The sequence below is a fragment of the Dactylosporangium aurantiacum genome, from assembly GCF_000716715.1.
GTDB classification, from domain to species: domain Bacteria; phylum Actinomycetota; class Actinomycetes; order Mycobacteriales; family Micromonosporaceae; genus Dactylosporangium; species Dactylosporangium aurantiacum.
Window position 1 is genome coordinate 64899 of the sequence record NZ_JNYJ01000039.1, and the last position, 16696, is coordinate 81594.

Sequence of the window (16696 nt, forward strand, 5' to 3'; positions counted from 1 at the left end):
GGACCGACCGTAGGTGGGTGCCGGTGCCCGGATCGTCACTCCGCGGAACCATGTGCCGGGTAGCTCCCCGGTACTACGTCCCGGCGCTGACGACGCCCGTCTCATACGCGAAGACGACGGCCTGGGCGCGGTCGCGCAGGTCGAGCTTCGTCAGGACCCGGCTCACGTGGGTCTTCACCGTCTGCTCCGCCACGACGAGCTCGTCGGCGATCTCCGCGTTGGACCGGCCGCGGGCGATGAGCCGCAGCACCTCCGTCTCGCGGGGGGTGAGGGCGGCGAGGCGGGCCGGCTGGTGCCCGGCGCTCCTCGGCCGGGCCGCGAACTGCTCGATGAGCCGCCGCGTCACCGACGGTGCGAGCAGCCCGTCGCCGGCGGCGACGACCCGCACGGCGGTGACGAGCTCGGCGGCCGGGGCGTCCTTGAGCAGGAACCCGGACGCGCCGGCGCGCAGCGCCTCGAACACGTAGTCGTCGAGGTCGAACGTGGTGAGGATGACGACCTTCGGCCGGTGCAGGCCCGGGCCGGCGTCGAGGATGCGCCGGGTCGCCTGGATGCCGTCGAGGACCGGCATCCGCACGTCCATGAGCACGACGTCGGGGGCGTGCTCGCGGGCCATCGCGACGGCCTGCGCGCCGTCGGCGGCGTCACCGACGACGAGCAGGTCCGGCTGGGCGGCGAGCAGCGCGGCGAAGCCCTGCCGGACCATCGCCTGGTCGTCGACGACGAGGACCCGGATCACGCGGCGACCTCCAGCGGCAGGGTGGCCCGCACCGTGTACCCGCCGTCGGGGTCGGGCCCGGCGTGGCACGTGCCGCCGATCGCGGTGGCGCGTTCCCGCATGCCGAGCAGGCCGTGGCGTTCACCGCCGGTGGTCTCGCCGGCGGCGGCGTCGAGCGTGTTGTGCACGTACAGCTCCAGGGTGGACGGGCCGAGGGTGAGGGTGATGCGCACGGGTGCGCCCGGGGCGTGCCGCCGGGCGTTGCTCAGCGCCTCCTGCACGATGCGGAACGCGGCCAGCCCGACGGCCGGAGGCACCCGCGCGCCCGGCAGCGGGTCGAAGGTGACGTCGACGCCGGCCTCCCGGGCGTCGCGGACCAGCCCGGCGAGGTCGTCCAGGACCGGCTGCGGCTCGACGAGCGGCGTCTCGGTGCTGCGCAGCACGCCGAGGAGGCGGCGCATCTCGACCAGGGCCTCCCGGGACGTGCCGGCGATCGCGGCGAGCTCCTCCGCCACGGCGGGCGGGACGCCGTCGATGCGGTACACGGCGGTCTCGGCGCGCACCGCGATCAGCGACATGTGGTGGGCGACGACGTCGTGCATCTCCCGGGCGATCCGGTTGCGTTCCTCGGCGACGGCGCGGCGGGCCTGGGCGAGCTCGGTGCGCTCCTCCTCCTCGGCGAGCGCGGCCTGCACCTCGCGGCGGCGGCGGACCTGGTCGCCGACGACGAGGACGGCGGTGACGGCGAGCAGCAGCGCCGCGACGTTGCCCGGGTCGACGAACATGACCAGCAGCAGCGCCGCCGACAGCCCGGTCCACACCACGACGCCGCGGCGGTGCCGGACCGCGACGACGGCGAGCAGCACCGGGAACATGAGCATCTGCACCGGCACCCACGGCCACGGCTGCTCCTGCCGGATGGGCACGGTCGTGCCGGCGAACCCGGCGACGAGGAACGCGACCCGCCACGCGAGCAGCGGCCGGGCCGCGACCAGCCCGACCGGTGCGGCGATGAGCGCGGCGTCGACGGCGAGGAACAGCGAGCCGACCCCCGGCGACTTGCCCAGGAAGTACTCGTAGGTGACGAGCCCGCACAGGATCGACACGACGACGCCGATCGTCGGCAGGGCCCGGCCGAGGCGGGTGCGGGGGTGCACCGGCGGGTCGGGGCCGACGAGGAACCCGCGCAGGTCCCGCAGGCCCGTCCTCAGCACGCTCACCACCCTGGCACCGTAACAGCGGCACGGACCGCGGTGGACGCGACGGCGGCACGGACGGCCGGGCCGGGGTCGGCCGACCGGGCTACCCGGGCGGCGGTCGCCCGGCGGGGCGCCCGGCGGCGACGGTCGCCGGGCCCGCCGCCCGGGCGGCTGACCCGCGCCGTGGTCCGCCGCCCGGCGGATCGGCAGGGCCGCGGCCCGCCGTTAGCGTGGCCCGCAGCATGGACCTCAAGAAGCTGTTGCCGGGCACGTGCCGCGCGCTGGTCGGGCTCGTCCTGGTCACCATCGCCGCCGACGCCGCCCTGGAGGGGTGGATCGCCTCGGTGGACCTGCCGGACGCGCCGCTGCGCCCGCAGGCGTCGGTGCTGTACTACCGCGACGGGCACACCGTCCTGGCCCGCGTCGGTGTCACCAGCCACCGCGACGTGCCGCTCGGCGCGATCCCCGACGGGGTCCGCCGGGCCGTCGTCGCCGCCGAGGACCGCGACTTCCACCGCCACTGGGGCGTGTCGGTGCGCGGCGTGGTCCGGGCCGTCGTCGCCGACGCCGGCGGGGACCGGCAGGGCGCGTCCACGATCACCCAGCAGTACGTGCGCAACGCGTACCTGACCCAGCAGGTGTCGGCGGGGCGCAAGGCCCGCGAGTTCGCGCTCGCGGTGAAGCTGGAGCGCAGCACGTCGAAGGACGACATCCTCGCCCGCTACCTGAACACCATCTACTACGGCCGGGGCGCGTACGGCATCGCCGCCGCCGCCGACGCGTACTTCGGTGTCCCCGTCGAGCGGCTCGACGCCGCACAGGGCGCCGTGCTCGCCGCGGCCGTCAAGGACCCGTCGTACTTCGACCCAGCCGTCAACCCCGCGGAGGCCCTCGACCGCTGGCGGTGGATCGTCGCGGCGATGGGCGACACCGGCCTGGCGTACCCGGCGGTGCTGCCCCCGGCGAGCCGCACCGGCGGCGCCGGCGGCAACGGGCTCGTCGTCGACCAGGTCGAGCGGGAGCTCGCCCGGCACGGCGTCACGTCGCAGCAGCTGCACACCGGCGGCCTGTCGGTCGTCACCACGCTCGACGCGACCGCGCAGGGCGCCGCCCTCGACCTCGTCGGCACCGCGCTGCGCGACCAGCCGGACGGGCTGCGGGCCGCGCTCGTCGCGGTCGACCCGGCCGGTGGGGCGGTCCGCGCGTACTACGGCGGCGGGCAGGGCCGCGGCTACTACGACGACGCGGCCGCCCCGCACCCACCGGCGGCGACGTTCAAGCCGGTCGCGCTCGCCGCCGGCCTGCGCGAGGGCATCGCGTTCCTGTCCCGGTGGGACGGCCGCTCGCCGCGGCTGTTCGCCGACCGGGGCGGCGCGCCGCTGGTCAACCGCGACGGCGTGCAGTGCCCCGACTGCACCCTGCAGGAGGCGATGGTCCGGTCGCTGAACACCCCGATCTACGCGCTGACCCAGCGCATCGGGGCCGGCAAGGTACGGGCCGCGGCGCTGGACCTCGGGGTGTCGCCGCAGTACGGTGGCCGCCCGTCGCTCGTCGACGCCGACGGCGACCCGCGGCCCGGGCGCACCCGCGCCGACATCGCGATCGGCCGGTACCCGGTCTCCCCCGCCGACGTGGCCACCGTGTACGCGACGTTCGCCGCCGGCGGCACCCGCAGCGAGCGGCACTTCGTGGTGTCGGCGGCGACCGCGGCCGGCGACGTGCTGTGGGCGGCGGCGCCGGTGCGGGCGGCGGCCGTCGACCCGCGGGTCGCCGCCGACGTGACCGCCGTGCTGCGCGCCGTCGTCGACGGGCGGGGGCTGGCGCCGGGGCGGCCCGCCGCCGGGGTCACCGGCAGCCAGCAGTGGGGCAACACCGACGACAACCAGGACGCGTGGATGGCCGGGTACACCCCGCAGCTCGCCGCCGCCGTCTGGATGGGCCGGCTGGTGCCCGGCCCGATCCGGGACGCGGCCGGGCACCCCGTCGAGGGTGAGACGCTGCCGGCGCGGCTGTGGCGGGACTTCCTGCACGCCGCGCTGCGGGACACCGCCGTGGCCGCGTTCCCCGCCGCCGCGCACGTCGGGCGCACCGACACCGGCGACGCCGGGCAGGGCGACAGCCCCGACGACCTCGCCGGCGGCCGGGCACCCGCCGCGGCCGTCGGTGCCCGGCCCGTGCTGCGCGCCGCCGGGCCGGGCCGCACCGTCGCGCTGACGTTCGACGACGGGCCGTCGCAGTACACGACGGCGGTGCTGGACCTGCTGCGGCAGTACCGGATCCGCGCGACGTTCTGCGTCGTCGGCGAGGCGGTGGCGGCCGACCCGGCGCGGCTGCGCCGCATCGTGGCCGACGGGCACGCCCTGTGCAACCACTCGACCCACCACGACGCGCTCGGGCACGCCACGGCGGAGCGGGTCCTCGGCGACATCACCACGACCGACGCCGCGATCGCGGCCGCCGCGCCGGGCGCGGCCGTCACGTACTTCCGCGCCCCGTACGGCGACTGGGGGGTCTCGGCGAAGGTCGCCTACGACCTGGGGCACACCCCGATCGGCTGGAGCGTCGACCCCGACGACTGGACGCTGCCGGGCGCCGCGGAGATCGTGTCACGCGTCGAGCGGCAGCTCACCCCGGGCGCGATCGTGCTGGTCCACGACGGCGGCGGCGACCGCCGGCAGACGGTGGAGGCGCTGGCGACGCTGATCCCGCGGCTGCTGGCGGCCGGCTGGACGTTCGACGTGCCGGCGGTGACGGCGCCGCCGGTCGCGGTGCCGTCACCGACCCTCGAGCCGGAGTCGGCGCAGCTGCCGACGGCGCCGCCACCGTCGCCGACCCCGGCGGGGTCCCCCGTCGAGAGCCTGGTCCCGACCCCGGAGCCGGCGCCGACCTCGGGATCAGGCGTCGGCGGCGACGGGTGAGGCGGCGCCGAGCCGGCGGGCGACCACGACATGGACGGCGAACAGCAGGTACCCGACGAGCATCGGCAGCGTGACGGGGATGAGCGCGCCGATCACGGCGGCGATGGATGACACCCCGGCCACCATCGCCGCCGTGAGCGGTTGCCGCCACACCGTGCCGGCCGCCCAGCGCAGCGCACCGGTCCACGAATGGTGGTGGGCCAGGTGCACGACGCCGAACGCGCAGGCGGCGAGCAGTGCGACGGCGACGGCGCCGGTGCCGACGAGCACGGGCAACCCGCCCGGGACCCGGCCTGAGGCGACGGCGCCGAGATTGAACAGCAGGAGCCAGGCGGTGGCGGCGGTCGCGACGGTGGCGGCGGCGCCGGGCAGCAGCGAGCGCCGGAACACCCGCCACAGCTCGGCCGGGCGCACGGCGCAGCCGTCGATGATGTCGCGCACGGCGACGGAGCCGGCGTGCGCGGCCGCGCCGGCGGTGAGCACCGGCAGGCTGGCCACGGTCACGGCGATGCCGACGAGCGCGAGGTCGGCGGCGACCGTGACGGTCTCCCGGAAGTCGCGACGCGCCACGCTGGTCACCCCTTCAGGCCGGACGTGTTGATGCCCTCGACGAGCATCTTCTGGAAGGCGAGGAAGAACAGGAACACCGGCAGCAGCGACAGCACCGACATGGCGAACATCGGGCCGATCTCGGACTGGCCCTGCGAGTCGATGAAGAGCCGCAGCGCCACCGGCACCGTGTACTTCGGCAGGTCCGACACGTACACGAGCTGGCGGAAGAAGTCGTTCCAGGTCCAGATGAACGAGAAGATCGCCGTGGTGACCAGCGCCGGCCGGCTCAGCGGCAGGATGACGTTGCGGAACACGCCGAACGTCGAGCAGCCGTCGATCTTCGCGGCCTCGTCGAGCTCGCGGGGGATGCCGCGCATGAACTGGACCATGAGGAAGACGAAGAACGCCTCGGTGGCCAGGAAGTGCGGCAGGATCAGCGGCAGGTACGGGAACTCGCCGCCGACCAGGTCGAGCTGCCGGAACACGATGAACTGCGGGACGATGAGCACGTGCCCGGGCAGCAGCAGCGTGCCGACCATGATGGCGAACCAGGTGGCCCGCCCGCGGAAGCGCAGCCGGGCGAAGGCGAACGCGGCCAGCAGGCACGACAGGGCGTTGCCGAGCACCACCAGCAGCGACACGACCGTGCTGTTGACGAAGAACCGGCCGAAGCTCGTGTCGAGGTGCGACCAGCCGTTGGGGTAGTTGCCGGGGGTGAAGACCTCCGGCACGACCCCGGCGTTGCTGAGCATCTCCGGCTGGCTCTTGAACGAGCTGCCCAGCACCCAGAACAGCGGATAGAGGATGATCCCGAGCAACGCGAGGATCACCACCGTGCGCAGGAAAGCCTTCATCGCTCATCCCCGTAGTGCACCCAGAAACGTCCCGTGCTGAACAGCACGACGGTGAGCAGGCCGACGGCGAGCAGGAACACCCAGGCCAGCGCGGAGGCGTAGCCCATCTCGTAGTCGGTGAAGCCCTTGATGTACAGGTAGAGCGTGTACATGAGGGTCGAGTCGACGGGGCCGCCGGTGCCGCCGCTGATCACGAACGCCGACGTGAAGCCCTGGAAGCCGTGGATCGTCTCCAGCACCAGGTTGAAGAAGATGACCGGCGACAGGATCGGCAGCGTGATGGAGCGGAACTTGCGCAGGGCGCCGGCGCCGTCGACGGACGCCGCCTCGTACAGCTCGACCGGCACCTGCTTGAGCCCGGCCAGGAAGATGACCATCGGCGCGCCGAACTGCCAGACCGCCAGCAGGATCAGGGTGCCCAGCGCGTAGTCGGGGTCGTTGACCCAGCCGGGGCCGGCGATGCCGAACAGCTTGAGGAACTCGTTGAACGCGCCGTCCCGGCTGAACATCGAGACCCACACGATCGCGAGGGCGACGCTGCCGCCGAGCAGCGACGGCAGGTAGAACAGGCTGCGGTACAGCCCGACCCCGCGGATGGCCTTGTTGAGCAGCAGCGCGACGCCGAGCGCGGCGGCGAGCTTCAACGGCGTCGCGATGACCGCGAACAGCACGGTGACCTGCACCGCGTGCCAGAACGTCGGGTCCTGCGTGAACATCCGCTCGTAGTTGGCGAACCCGACCCAGTTCAGCTCGGACCAGTCCGACAGGATGTCGTAGTCGGTGAAGCTCAGCACCAGCGACATGAGCATCGGGATGGCCGTGATCGTGGCCAGCCCGATGAGCCACGGTGTCAGGAAGAGGTAGCCGGCGAGCCCTTCGCGGCGGGGGCCCCGCGGTTCGACGCGGGGCCCCTTCGCCGCTCGGTGCAAAGGTGCCGGCGCGGTGGTCAGCGCCACTGGAGGAGCCTCACTTCGAGATCGCGGACTTCGCGGCCGTGACGAAGGCCTCGGCGGCCTGTGCGGGGGTGGCCTTGCCGGCCTGCACGGACTCGGCGGCCTTGATGAGCTCGGAGCGCAGCGTGCTGTGCCCCTTCAGCGGGACCTGCGGCGACGGGCCGAACGTCTTGCCCAGCGTGTTCTCCACCTCGATGGAGGTCTTCATCGCCGCGTCGGTGACGCTGCCGAGCACGGAGGCGCGGATGTCCAGGTTCGGCGGCAGGCCGCGGTCGGTGCCGAGGACCTTGCCGACCTCGGGGTCGTTGGCGAGGAAGTTGATGACGTCGACCGCCACGTCCTTCTTGTCGCTGCCCCGGTAGACGGAGAAGTACAGCGCCGCGCGGGCCCACTGCGCCTTGGGGTCGCCGGGGTACGCCACGACGCCGAGCTCGTCCTTGGTGTTCTTCTGCAGCTCGGGCAGCTGGTTCACCCACACCCAGGAGGTAAGCGCTTTCCCGGTGACGACGAGCTGCTTGGTGATGTCGGTGGCGTTGCCCTCGCGGATCACGTCGGCCGTCGGGGTGGCCTTGCGGTCCCGGGCGCCCTTCCACAGGTCGAACCAGGCGGTCACGTCCTGCGCGGTGAAGCCGAGCTCCTTGCCCTTGTACAGGTCCTTGTTCTGCTGGCGCAGCCAGATCCAGAACGCCTTGTAGTCCGCGCTCGGGTCCTGCGTGCCGGGCACCTTGGTGGCGGTCGTCGCGGCGGCCGCCCAGTCGATGAACGCCTCCCACGTCATGCCGGTGGTCGGCAGCGGCTGGTTGGCCGCGGCGAGCTTGGTCTTGTTGAACACCAGGCCCTGCGTGTTCTCGCCGAAGGCGACGCCGGCGAGCTTGTCGTCCACGACGCCGTACTTCCACAGGCTCTCGGGGAACTTCGACGTGTCGAGCTTGCCCGACTTCTGGTACGACGTCAGGTCGAGCGTGACGTTGCGCGACGCGTACTCCGTGAGGAAGTTGTCGTCGATCTGGAAGATGTCGGGTGCGTCGTTGCCCGCGGTGAGCGTGGCGAGCTTGTCGAAGTAGCCCTGGTTGGCCTGCCACGTCTTCTTGAACGTGACGTTGGGGTGTTTCTTGGTGTAGAGGGCCAGCGCCTCCTCGGTGAGCTTGGCACGGGCGTCGCCGCCCCACCAGAAGATGCTCAGCTCGACGGGCTTGGTTGAGTCGACCGCTGGCGACTCGCCGCCGTCGTCGCCACAGGCGGCGAGCGGCGCGAGCAACACTGCGGCGAGGGCGGTTGCCAGAAGTCTACGGCGGGGTGTTCCGGACATGGCGTGTCACTCCCTGGCAGGGGATCAATGTGGGTTGGGCCCGGTGGACTCGCGCACGATCAGCTCCGTCTGGAGCGTCACCAGCGCGTTGGTGCGGCGTTCGTCGTCGTGCTGCAGCAGCATGTCGACGGCCGCCCGCCCGGCGGCAGCGGTCGGGGTGGAGACCGTGGTCAGCTTGGGGCGGATCAGGCGGCTGAGCGATATGTCGTCGATGCCGACGACGCTGAGCTCGGCCGGGACGCTGACGCCCCGGTCGTGCAGTGCCTGGAGCAGGCCGATCGCCATGAGGTCGTTGTACGCCAGCACGGCGGTGGCCCCGGTGGCACGCACGGCGTCGCACGCGGCGGCGCCGGCGGCCTCGGTCGGTTGGTGCGGTCCGAGCACGGTCAGGTTGGCCCCGGCGGCCTTCGCCGCGGCCGTCGCGGACCGCCGGATCTCCCGGTTGGTCCACGAGCCACGCGGCCCGCCGAGCAGGGCGAGGTCGTGGTGGCCGAGACCGACGAGGTGCTCGATCGCGGCCTTGGCGCCGTTCGCCACGTCCATGACCACCGCGGGGAGCCCCTCGACGGCCCGGTTGACCACGACCAGCGGCACCTCGCGGCGCAGCTTCTCGATCAGGTCGTTGCTCATCCGCGGGCTGCACAGCAGCACGCCGTCGACCTGCTTGGCCAGGGCCTGGACGAGCTGCTCCTCCATCACCGGGTCCTCGTTGGTGTCGGCGACGAAGAGGTGGTAGTCCCGCTGCCGGGCCTGCGACTCCGCCGCCTTGATCATCGGTGGGAAGAACGGGTTGGCGATGTCGGCGACGATCAGGCCGATGTTGTGCGTCCGCCCGGTGATGAGCGCGCGGGCCGCACGGTTGGGCCGGTAGCCGAGGCTCTCCGCGGTGGACAGCACCCGGCTGCGGGTGTCGGGGTTGACCAGATGCGGTGCTGAGAACGTGCGCGACACGGTGGAGACATGGACGCCGGAGGCGCGGGCTACATCTCGAATAGTGGCGGGCACGCCAGTCATTAATGCAAACGGTTGCTGTCATGTCAACGCCTATGGATGCAGAAAATCCAGGGGTATTGACCCGAAGTGTGGCGGTGGAGCACAGTGTCGCTGCAACCCTTTGCAGTCCCAAGGGAGCGACAACCGATGCACACCCGCTACGCGATCGTCGGCACCGGATCGCGCGCTGAGATGTTCACGCGCGCACTCACCGGGCCGCATCGCGACACCTGCGCGCTCGTCGCGCTCGCCGACCCAGAGCCGCACCGCATGGCCGTGCACAACGCGCGGCTGCCGGCGCCGGTCCCCACCTACCCCGCCACCGAGTTCCGCCGGATGCTGCACGAGGAGAAGGTCGACGTCGCGATCGTGACCACCGTGGACCGGGTCCACGACGAGTACATCGTCGCGGCGCTCGAGTCCGGCTGCGACGTGCTCACCGAGAAGCCGATGACCGTCGACGCGCAGCGCTGCGCGCGCATCCTCGACGCCGTGCGCCGCACCGGCCGCCGGGTGCGGGTGACGTTCAACTACCGCTACAACCCGCTGCACGAGACGTTCAAGCGGCTGGTCGCCTCCGGCGAGGTCGGCGAGATCGGCTCCGTGCACTTCGAGTGGCTGCTCGACGTGCGGCACGGCGCCGACTACTTCCGCCGCTGGCACCGCGACAAGGCCAACTCCGGCGGCCTGCTGGTGCACAAGTCCGGGCACCACTTCGACCTGGTCAACTGGTGGCTCGACGACGAGCCGGCCGAGGTCTACGCGCAGGGCCGGCTGTTCTTCTACGGTGAGTCCGGCGCCGGCGCCGGACTGCCCCGCTCCCGCTTCGCGCTCGGCACGGACCCGCACCGCGACGCGCTGTACACCGGCACCACCGACGGGTACCGGCGCGACCAGGACGTCTTCGCGCCCGGCATCACCATCGAGGACGACCTCGCCGTCCTCGTGCGCTACGCCCGCGGCGCCACGATGACCTATCACCTGACCGCCTACGCCCCCTGGGAGGGCTACCGGGTGATGTTCAACGGCAGCAAGGGCCGCCTCGAGCTGGAGGTGGTCGAGACCGACCACGTCGCGGCCGGGGCCACCGGGCTCATCAAGGGCGACGAGCCGGGCCGGGCCACGCTGCGGGTCCACCCGCACTGGAGCGAGCCGCGCGAGATCCCGATCCCCTACGAGCGGGAGGGCCACGGCGGCGGCGACGCCCGCATGCTGGCCGACCTGCTCGGCGCGGGACCGCCCAGCGGCGTCGCCGCCGCGGAGGCCGAGGACGGCGCCCGCGCGCTGCGCATCGGTCTGGCCGCCAACGAGTCCATCGCCGTCGGACTGCCCGTCAGGATTCCACATGACTAGCCTGAGCACCCACGTCCACGAGGACCAGCTGCTGCCCGCCGAGCCCGGCATCCGGGCCATCGCGCGGGAGCTGTACCAGCACGCCAGGGACCTCCCGCTGATCAGCCCGCACGGCCACGTCGACCCGGCGATCCTCGCCGACGACCGGCCGTTCCCCGACCCGGCCAGGCTCATCGTCGTGCCCGACCACTACGTGACCCGGATGCTCGCCAGCCAGGGCATCGCTCCGCACGAGCTCGGCGTGCCGACCGTCGACGGCAGCCCCACCCAGACCGACGGGCGCACCATCTGGCGGCTCCTCGCGGCCAACTGGCACCTGTTCCGCGGCACCCCGTCGCGGCTGTGGACCGAGCGGGTCCTCGCCGACGTCTTCGGCGTCACCGTGCCGCTGCGCGCCGACACCGCCGACCTCGTCTACGACCTGCTCGCCGAGCGCCTCGACGACCCGGGGTTCCGGCCCCGGGCGCTGTTCGAGCGCTTCAACCTCGAGGTCCTCGCCACCACCGAGTCGCCGCTGTCGGACCTCACCGCGCACGCCAAGCTCGAGGCCGACGGCTGGGGCGGCCCCGGCGGGCGGGTCATCACCACGTTCCGCCCCGACGACGTCGTCGACTTCGAGTGGCCCGGCTGGGCCGGGCGCATCGAGCAGCTCGGCGTGACCACGTTCCCGCAGTTCCTGGAGCGCCTGCGGGAGCGCCGGCAGGCGTTCATCGCCGCCGGCGCCACCTCCAGCGACCACGGCCACCCGACCGCGGCCACCCTCGCGCTGTCCCCCGCGCACGCCGCGGCGCTGTTCAACAAAGCCCTCACCGGGAAGGCCGACAGTCGCGACGCGGAGCGGTTCCGCGCGCACATGCTGGTCGAGTTCGCCCGGATGTCCGTCGAGGACGGCCTCGTCATGCAGCTGCACCCGGGCGCGGTGCGCAACCACAACACCGCCCTGTTCGCCCGGCACGGCCGCGACGTCGGCGGCGACATCCCGTCCCCGACGGAGTACGTGCGCTCCCTCAAGCCGCTGCTGGACGCGTTCGGCACCGACCCGCGGTTCCGGGTCGTGCTGTACACCCTCGACGAGACCGTGTTCACCCGCGAGCTGGCGCCCCTCGCCGGCGGCTACCCCGCGGTGTTCCTCGGCGCGCCCTGGTGGTTCCTGGACAGCCCCGAGGGGCTGCGCCGCTTCCGGGAGACGGTCACCGAGACCGCCGGCTTCGCCAACACCGCCGGGTTCGTCGACGACACCCGCGCGTTCTGCTCCATCCCGGTGCGCCACGACGTCGCCCGCCGCGTCGACGCCGGGTTCCTCGCCCGGCTCGTCGCCGAGCACCGCCTGCCCCTGGACGAGGCCGCCGAGACCATCGCCGACCTCGCCTACCACCTGCCCAAACGCGTCTACGCGCGCACCGTCGCGGCGCGCGCCTCCGAAGGAGCACGATGATCACCGGGTTGACCGTCCACGACGTCCGGTTCCCCACCGCCGCCGCGGGTGACGGGTCCGACGCGATCAACCGCGGCGACTACTCCGCCACCTACGTCGAGCTGACCGGCGACGACGGCGTCACCGGATCCGGCCTCACCTTCACCAACGGCCGCGGCAACGAGCTCACCTGCGCGGCCGTGCGTGCCCTCGAGCACCACGTCGTCGGGCACACCGTCGAGGAGCTGTGCACCTTCGAGGGCGCCCGCACCCTCACCGCCGACGTGCAGCTGCGCTGGCTCGGCCCGGAGAAGGGCGTCATCGCCATGGCCGCCGGCGCGATCCTCAACGCCGTGTGGGACCTGCGCGCCCGCCGCGCCGGGAAGCCGATGTGGCAGCTGCTCGCCGAGCTGCCGACCGCGGACCTGCTCGCGGCCGTCGACTTCCGGCACATCAGCGACGCCCTCAGCCGCGACGAGGCCGCCGCCATCCTCGACAAGGGGCTGGCCGAGTACGAGGAGCGCCTCGCCCACGCCCGCGACGCCGGGCTGCCGTCGTACACGACCTCCGTCGGCTGGCTCGGCTACCCCGACGACAAGGTCCGCGACCTGACCCGCCGGGCCGTCGCCGACGGCTGGACCGCGGTCAAGATGAAGGTCGGCGGCGCCATCGACGACGACGTGCGCCGCGCCCGGATCATCCGCGCCGAGATCGGCCCCGACGCGCTGCTCATGCTCGACGCCAACCAGGTGTGGGACGTCGACGAGGCGATCGCCAACCTCGGCCGGCTCGCCGAGGTCGACCCGTACTGGATGGAGGAGCCGACCCACGCCGACGACGTGCTCGGCCACGCCCGCATCCAGCAGGCCCTCGACACGATCACCGGCGGCCGCTGCCGGGTCGCGACCGGTGAGGTCGCCGCCAACCGGGTCATCTTCAAGCAGCTGCTGCAGGCCGACGCGATCCGCGTCATGCAGATCGACGCGTGCCGGATCGCCGGTGTCGGCGAGGTCCTCGCCGAGCTGCTGATGGCCGCGAAGTTCGGCGTGCCGGTCTGCCCGCACGCCGGCGGCGTCGGGCTGTGCGAGTACGTGCAGCACCTCGCGTTCTTCGACTACCTGCGCCTCACCGGCAGCATGGAGGGCCGGATGGTGGAGTACGTCGACCACCTCCACGAGCACTTCACCGACCCGGTCACGGTCGAGCACGGCCGCTACCGGCTGCCGTCGCGGCCCGGGTACAGCGTCGAGCTGCGCCCCGAGTCCATCGCCGAGTTCTCCTTCCCGGACGGGCCGGCATGGCGCGGCTGAACCGGTCCACGCCCCTGAAGGAGGCGCCGCTGGTCCGGCCGGGCGAGGTGGGCGCCGGGGTGCTGCACTTCGGCCTCGGCGCCTTCCACCGGGCGCACCAGGCGGTGTACATCGAGGACGCGATCGCCAGGGGCGGCGGCGACTGGGGCATCGTCGGCGTCGCGCCCAGCTCCCGGGACGTCCTGGCGGCCCTGAGCGCGCAGGACATGCTGTACAGCGTGCTCACCGTCGACGGGCCGGACGCGAGCGCCCGGGTCGTCGGCGCGTTCCACAGCGTCCTGCACGCCGGGTCCGAGTCCGACGCCGTCCTGGACCGCATCGCCGACCCGGCGGTCAAGGTCGTCACGTTCACCGTCACCGAGAAGGCGTACGTTCCCGGCTCCGCCGTGCTCGACCTGCTGGTGCGCGGGCTCCGGCGGCGGCAGACCCCGCTCGCGCTGGTCAGCTGCGACAACCTCAACGGCAACGGCGAGCTGCTGCGCCGGCTGGTCGGCGAGGCCCTGCAGGACCCCGACATCATGGCGCTGCTGAGCTTCCCGGGCACCATGGTCGACCGGATCGTGCCGGCCAGCACCCCCGAGACCCTGGCGACGGTGGAGTCGCTCATCGGCGCCCGGGACGAGGCGGCGATCGCCGCCGAACCGTTCCGGGAGTGGGTCGTGCAGGACGACTTCCCGGGCGGCCGGCCCGCGCTGGAGCTCGCCGGCGTCACCCTCACCACCGACACCGCCCCCTACGAGCTGCGCAAGCTGCGGGCGCTCAACGGCGTGCACTCCGCCCTGGCCTACCTGGGCGTCCTCGCCGGCGCGCGCACCATCGACGCCGCGCTCGCGCTGCCCGGCTACCGCGCGGCGATGGAGGCGTTCATCGAGCGCGACATCGCGCCGACGCTGCGGCTGCCCGCGATCCCCTACGGGCAGCAGGTCCTCGCCCGCTTCGCCAACAGCGCGCTGCGCTACCGCACGCTGCAGGTCGCCGGTGACGGCAGCCAGAAGCTCCCGCAGCGGCTGCTGGGCACCGTCGCCGACCGGCGCGCCGCCGGGGAGGTGCCGGTGTACGGCGCGCTCGTGCTCGCCGCCTGGATCCGGTTCGTCGGCGGCCGCGCCGACGACGGCACCGAGCTGCCGCTCAACGACCCCCTCGCGGCGCGGCTGCGCGGCGCCACGCCGCAGCAGCTGCTCGAGCTGCTGCGGCCGGGGCTGGCCGACGACGCGCCGCTGCGCGCGGAGGTCGAGCGGTGGCTGCGCGAGCTGGAGCGGCACGGCGCCGCGGCCACCCTGGCGGCCCTGTGAACGTGACCCCCACGATCGCGCTCATCGGGGCGGCCGGGCACGGCCGCCGGCACCGGCAGCACATCGCCGAGCTCGGAGACCGGGTCCGGCTCGTCGCCCTCGGCGAGGTCCAGCCGATGTTCGGTGAGGCGCTGCCCGTGTACACCGACCACCGGCTGCTGCTCGCCGAGCACAAACCGGACTACGTCGTCATCTGCACGCCGCCGCACACCCACCTGCGCATCGCCCTGGACGCCGTGCGCGCCGGCGCGGACCTGCTGCTGGAGAAGCCGCCGGTGCTCGACCTCGACGCGCACCAGCAGCTGTCCGCCGCGCTCGCCGAGACCGGGCGGCGCTGCCAGGTCGGGTTCCAGGCACTCGGCTCGCCGACGCTGCCCGCGCTCGCCGCCCTGGACCTCGGCGAGCTGACCCACATCGCGGTCGCCGGGGCGTGGTGGCGGCCCGCGTCGTACTGGACCCGCTCGCCGTGGGCGGGGCGGCGCGCCGTCGACGGGGCCCTCGTGAACCCGTTCGCGCACGCGCTCATGCAGGCGCTGGACATCGGCCGGGTCCGTCCACCGTGGACACTGGAGCTGGAACGCTTCCGCACCCGGGACATCGAGGTGGAGGACACCGCCGCGCTGCGCCTCACCCCCGCCGAGGGGCCGGTCGTCACGGTCGCGGTCACGCTCGCCTCGACCGGGTTCATCGCCGGCGACATCACCGTCACCGGCACCCGCGGCCGCGCCCACGTGGTGTACCCGCAGGACCGCCTCGACGGCGTGGCGCTGCCGGGGCGGATCAGCCTGCTGGAGAACCTCCTGTCCGGCGACCCGCTCATCGCGCCGCTGGAGCGCACCCTGCCGTTCACCGCGCTCGCCGAACAGATCATGGCGTCGCCCGACCCGGTGCCGATCACCGGTGTGGCCGTCGACGACGGCATCGCCATCCCCGGCATCGCCGACCTCGTGCGCGCCGCGGCCGAGCGGCACGCACTGCTCACCGAAGTAGGAGACCTGCCATGCGCAAGCTGACCGTCGCCGACCTGCCCGACGGCGGCACCCCCGCCACCCTCGCCGCGATCGGCGCCGGCTGGGGGCCCGTCATGCGCGGCGGCATCAGCCGCTACGACGACCCGGGGCACCGCACCCACGCCGAGTCCGACCGGCACACCCACGACGTGCCGGAGATCTTCACGATCGTGCAGGGCAGCGGGTACGTGGAGATCGACGGCGCCCGGGCGGACACGTTCCGCGCCGGCGACCTGCTCATCATCCCGCCCGGCGAGGACCACCACCTGGTCAGCGACGGCGACGTGCCGCTCGTGTTCACCTGGATGCACCTCGCACCACTTGACCGGGCATAGGCACCGGTCTACGTTGGCTCTAGGAATGCGCTTTCCTCAGCGCGCAGACGGCTGACCCGCCCAGTCCGCCCAAGAGCCGTACACCCCGTGCACGCGACGCCCCCACCTTCCGTTCCCGGAGGCAACGCATGGCACTGCCCCGCTCCGTGCGGCGGCGCCGATGGCCGATCCTGGCCGCCGGTGTCGCCGGGACCGGCCGCGCCGGCGTGCAGACCTCCTACGCGTCGGCGTCCTTCGACGACGTGACGGTGTCCGACGCCGCCGGGCCGGGACCCACCACGCCGGTGCCCACGGTGTCGGACACCCCGCCGGCGTCGTCCTCGCCGCCGCCCGGCTCCGGCTGGCCGACGAAGTCCGGCGACGCCCCGGTCAACAACGGCACGATCCAGGTGTCGGGGACGCTCGACGGCGGGATGAAGCGGTACTGCTGCATCGGCGACGGCGGTCAGGGCGAGAGCCAGGACCCGGTGTTCGAGCTGGCCAACG

Annotated in this window: 14 protein-coding genes and 1 pseudogene; 8 read left to right on the forward strand and 7 right to left on the reverse strand. The window is 73.4% G+C overall.

Features of this window, described 5'->3' with window-relative positions; genetic code table 11:
- Positions 1 to 73 precede the first annotated feature (73 nt).
- Entirely contained in the window at positions 74 to 739 is a 666-nt protein-coding gene (locus OP18_RS36455; RefSeq protein WP_033363704.1) for a response regulator, read from the reverse strand.
- Positions 736 to 1941 (reverse strand): sensor histidine kinase, encoded by a 1206-nt coding sequence (locus OP18_RS36460; RefSeq protein WP_052387862.1) that lies wholly within the window; start codon positions 1939 to 1941, stop codon positions 736 to 738. The genes OP18_RS36455 and OP18_RS36460 overlap by 4 nt, the downstream gene beginning before the upstream one ends.
- A gap of 218 nt (positions 1942 to 2159) precedes the next feature.
- Here OP18_RS36460 and OP18_RS36465 point away from each other — a divergent pair, with 218 nt between their 5' ends.
- Positions 2160 to 4835, forward strand: coding sequence for a transglycosylase domain-containing protein (locus OP18_RS36465; RefSeq protein ID WP_081971413.1), 2676 nt, complete (start codon positions 2160 to 2162; stop codon positions 4833 to 4835).
- Here the strand turns inward: OP18_RS36465 and OP18_RS36470 are convergent.
- From OP18_RS36470 to OP18_RS36490, 5 genes are all read right to left on the reverse strand, one after another.
- Positions 4812 to 5405, reverse strand: a complete 594-nt coding sequence (locus tag OP18_RS36470) for a hypothetical protein (protein WP_156090044.1) — start codon at positions 5403 to 5405, stop codon at positions 4812 to 4814. The two genes, OP18_RS36465 and OP18_RS36470, sit on opposite strands and share 24 nt — an antisense overlap.
- A 5-nt stretch (positions 5406 to 5410) precedes the next feature.
- A complete protein-coding gene (locus OP18_RS36475) occupies positions 5411 to 6241 on the reverse strand; it encodes a carbohydrate ABC transporter permease (RefSeq protein ID WP_033363705.1) in 831 nt (276 codons plus the stop codon).
- Positions 6238 to 7197 carry a carbohydrate ABC transporter permease gene (locus OP18_RS36480; protein ID WP_033363706.1) on the reverse strand — a complete coding sequence of 320 codons (960 nt, stop codon included), beginning with the start codon at positions 7195 to 7197 and terminating at the stop codon, positions 6238 to 6240. Before OP18_RS36480 ends, OP18_RS36475 begins: the two co-directional genes overlap by 4 nt.
- 10 nt (positions 7198 to 7207) lie before the next feature.
- Complete coding sequence (locus tag OP18_RS36485; RefSeq protein ID WP_389250276.1) at positions 7208 to 8455, reverse strand: ABC transporter substrate-binding protein; 1248 nt, start codon at positions 8453 to 8455, stop codon at positions 7208 to 7210.
- Positions 8456 to 8527: 72 nt separating this feature from the next.
- Entirely contained in the window at positions 8528 to 9508 is a 981-nt protein-coding gene (locus OP18_RS36490) for a LacI family DNA-binding transcriptional regulator (RefSeq protein ID WP_033363708.1), read from the reverse strand.
- 135 nt (positions 9509 to 9643) lie between these two features.
- On the opposite strand from OP18_RS36490, the gene OP18_RS36495 reads away from it, so the two are divergent.
- The 7 genes and pseudogenes from OP18_RS36495 to OP18_RS36525 all read left to right on the forward strand — a co-directional run.
- The gene (locus OP18_RS36495) at positions 9644 to 10849 is read left to right on the forward strand and encodes a Gfo/Idh/MocA family protein (protein ID WP_033363709.1); all 1206 of its coding nucleotides are present in this window, start codon (positions 9644 to 9646) and stop codon (positions 10847 to 10849) included.
- Positions 10842 to 12284 carry a glucuronate isomerase gene (uxaC, locus tag OP18_RS36500; RefSeq protein WP_052387864.1) on the forward strand — a complete coding sequence of 481 codons (1443 nt, stop codon included), beginning with the start codon at positions 10842 to 10844 and terminating at the stop codon, positions 12282 to 12284. Before OP18_RS36495 ends, uxaC begins: the two co-directional genes overlap by 8 nt.
- Complete coding sequence (locus tag OP18_RS36505) at positions 12281 to 13573, forward strand: enolase C-terminal domain-like protein (RefSeq protein ID WP_033363710.1); 1293 nt, start codon at positions 12281 to 12283, stop codon at positions 13571 to 13573. Before uxaC ends, OP18_RS36505 begins: the two co-directional genes overlap by 4 nt.
- Positions 13561 to 14865, forward strand: a complete 1305-nt coding sequence (locus OP18_RS36510) for a mannitol dehydrogenase family protein (protein WP_033363711.1) — start codon at positions 13561 to 13563, stop codon at positions 14863 to 14865. The genes OP18_RS36505 and OP18_RS36510 overlap by 13 nt, the downstream gene beginning before the upstream one ends.
- A 2-nt stretch (positions 14866 to 14867) precedes the next feature.
- On the forward strand, positions 14868 to 15878 hold the full coding sequence (locus OP18_RS36515) for a Gfo/Idh/MocA family protein (RefSeq protein ID WP_033363736.1): 1011 nt from the start codon (positions 14868 to 14870) through the stop codon (positions 15876 to 15878).
- Entirely contained in the window at positions 15866 to 16210 is a 345-nt protein-coding gene (locus OP18_RS36520) for a cupin domain-containing protein (protein WP_033363712.1), read from the forward strand. The genes OP18_RS36515 and OP18_RS36520 overlap by 13 nt, the downstream gene beginning before the upstream one ends.
- A 128-nt stretch (positions 16211 to 16338) precedes the next feature.
- A pseudogene (locus tag OP18_RS36525) lies at positions 16339 to 16696 on the forward strand (hypothetical protein); the annotation flags it as partial.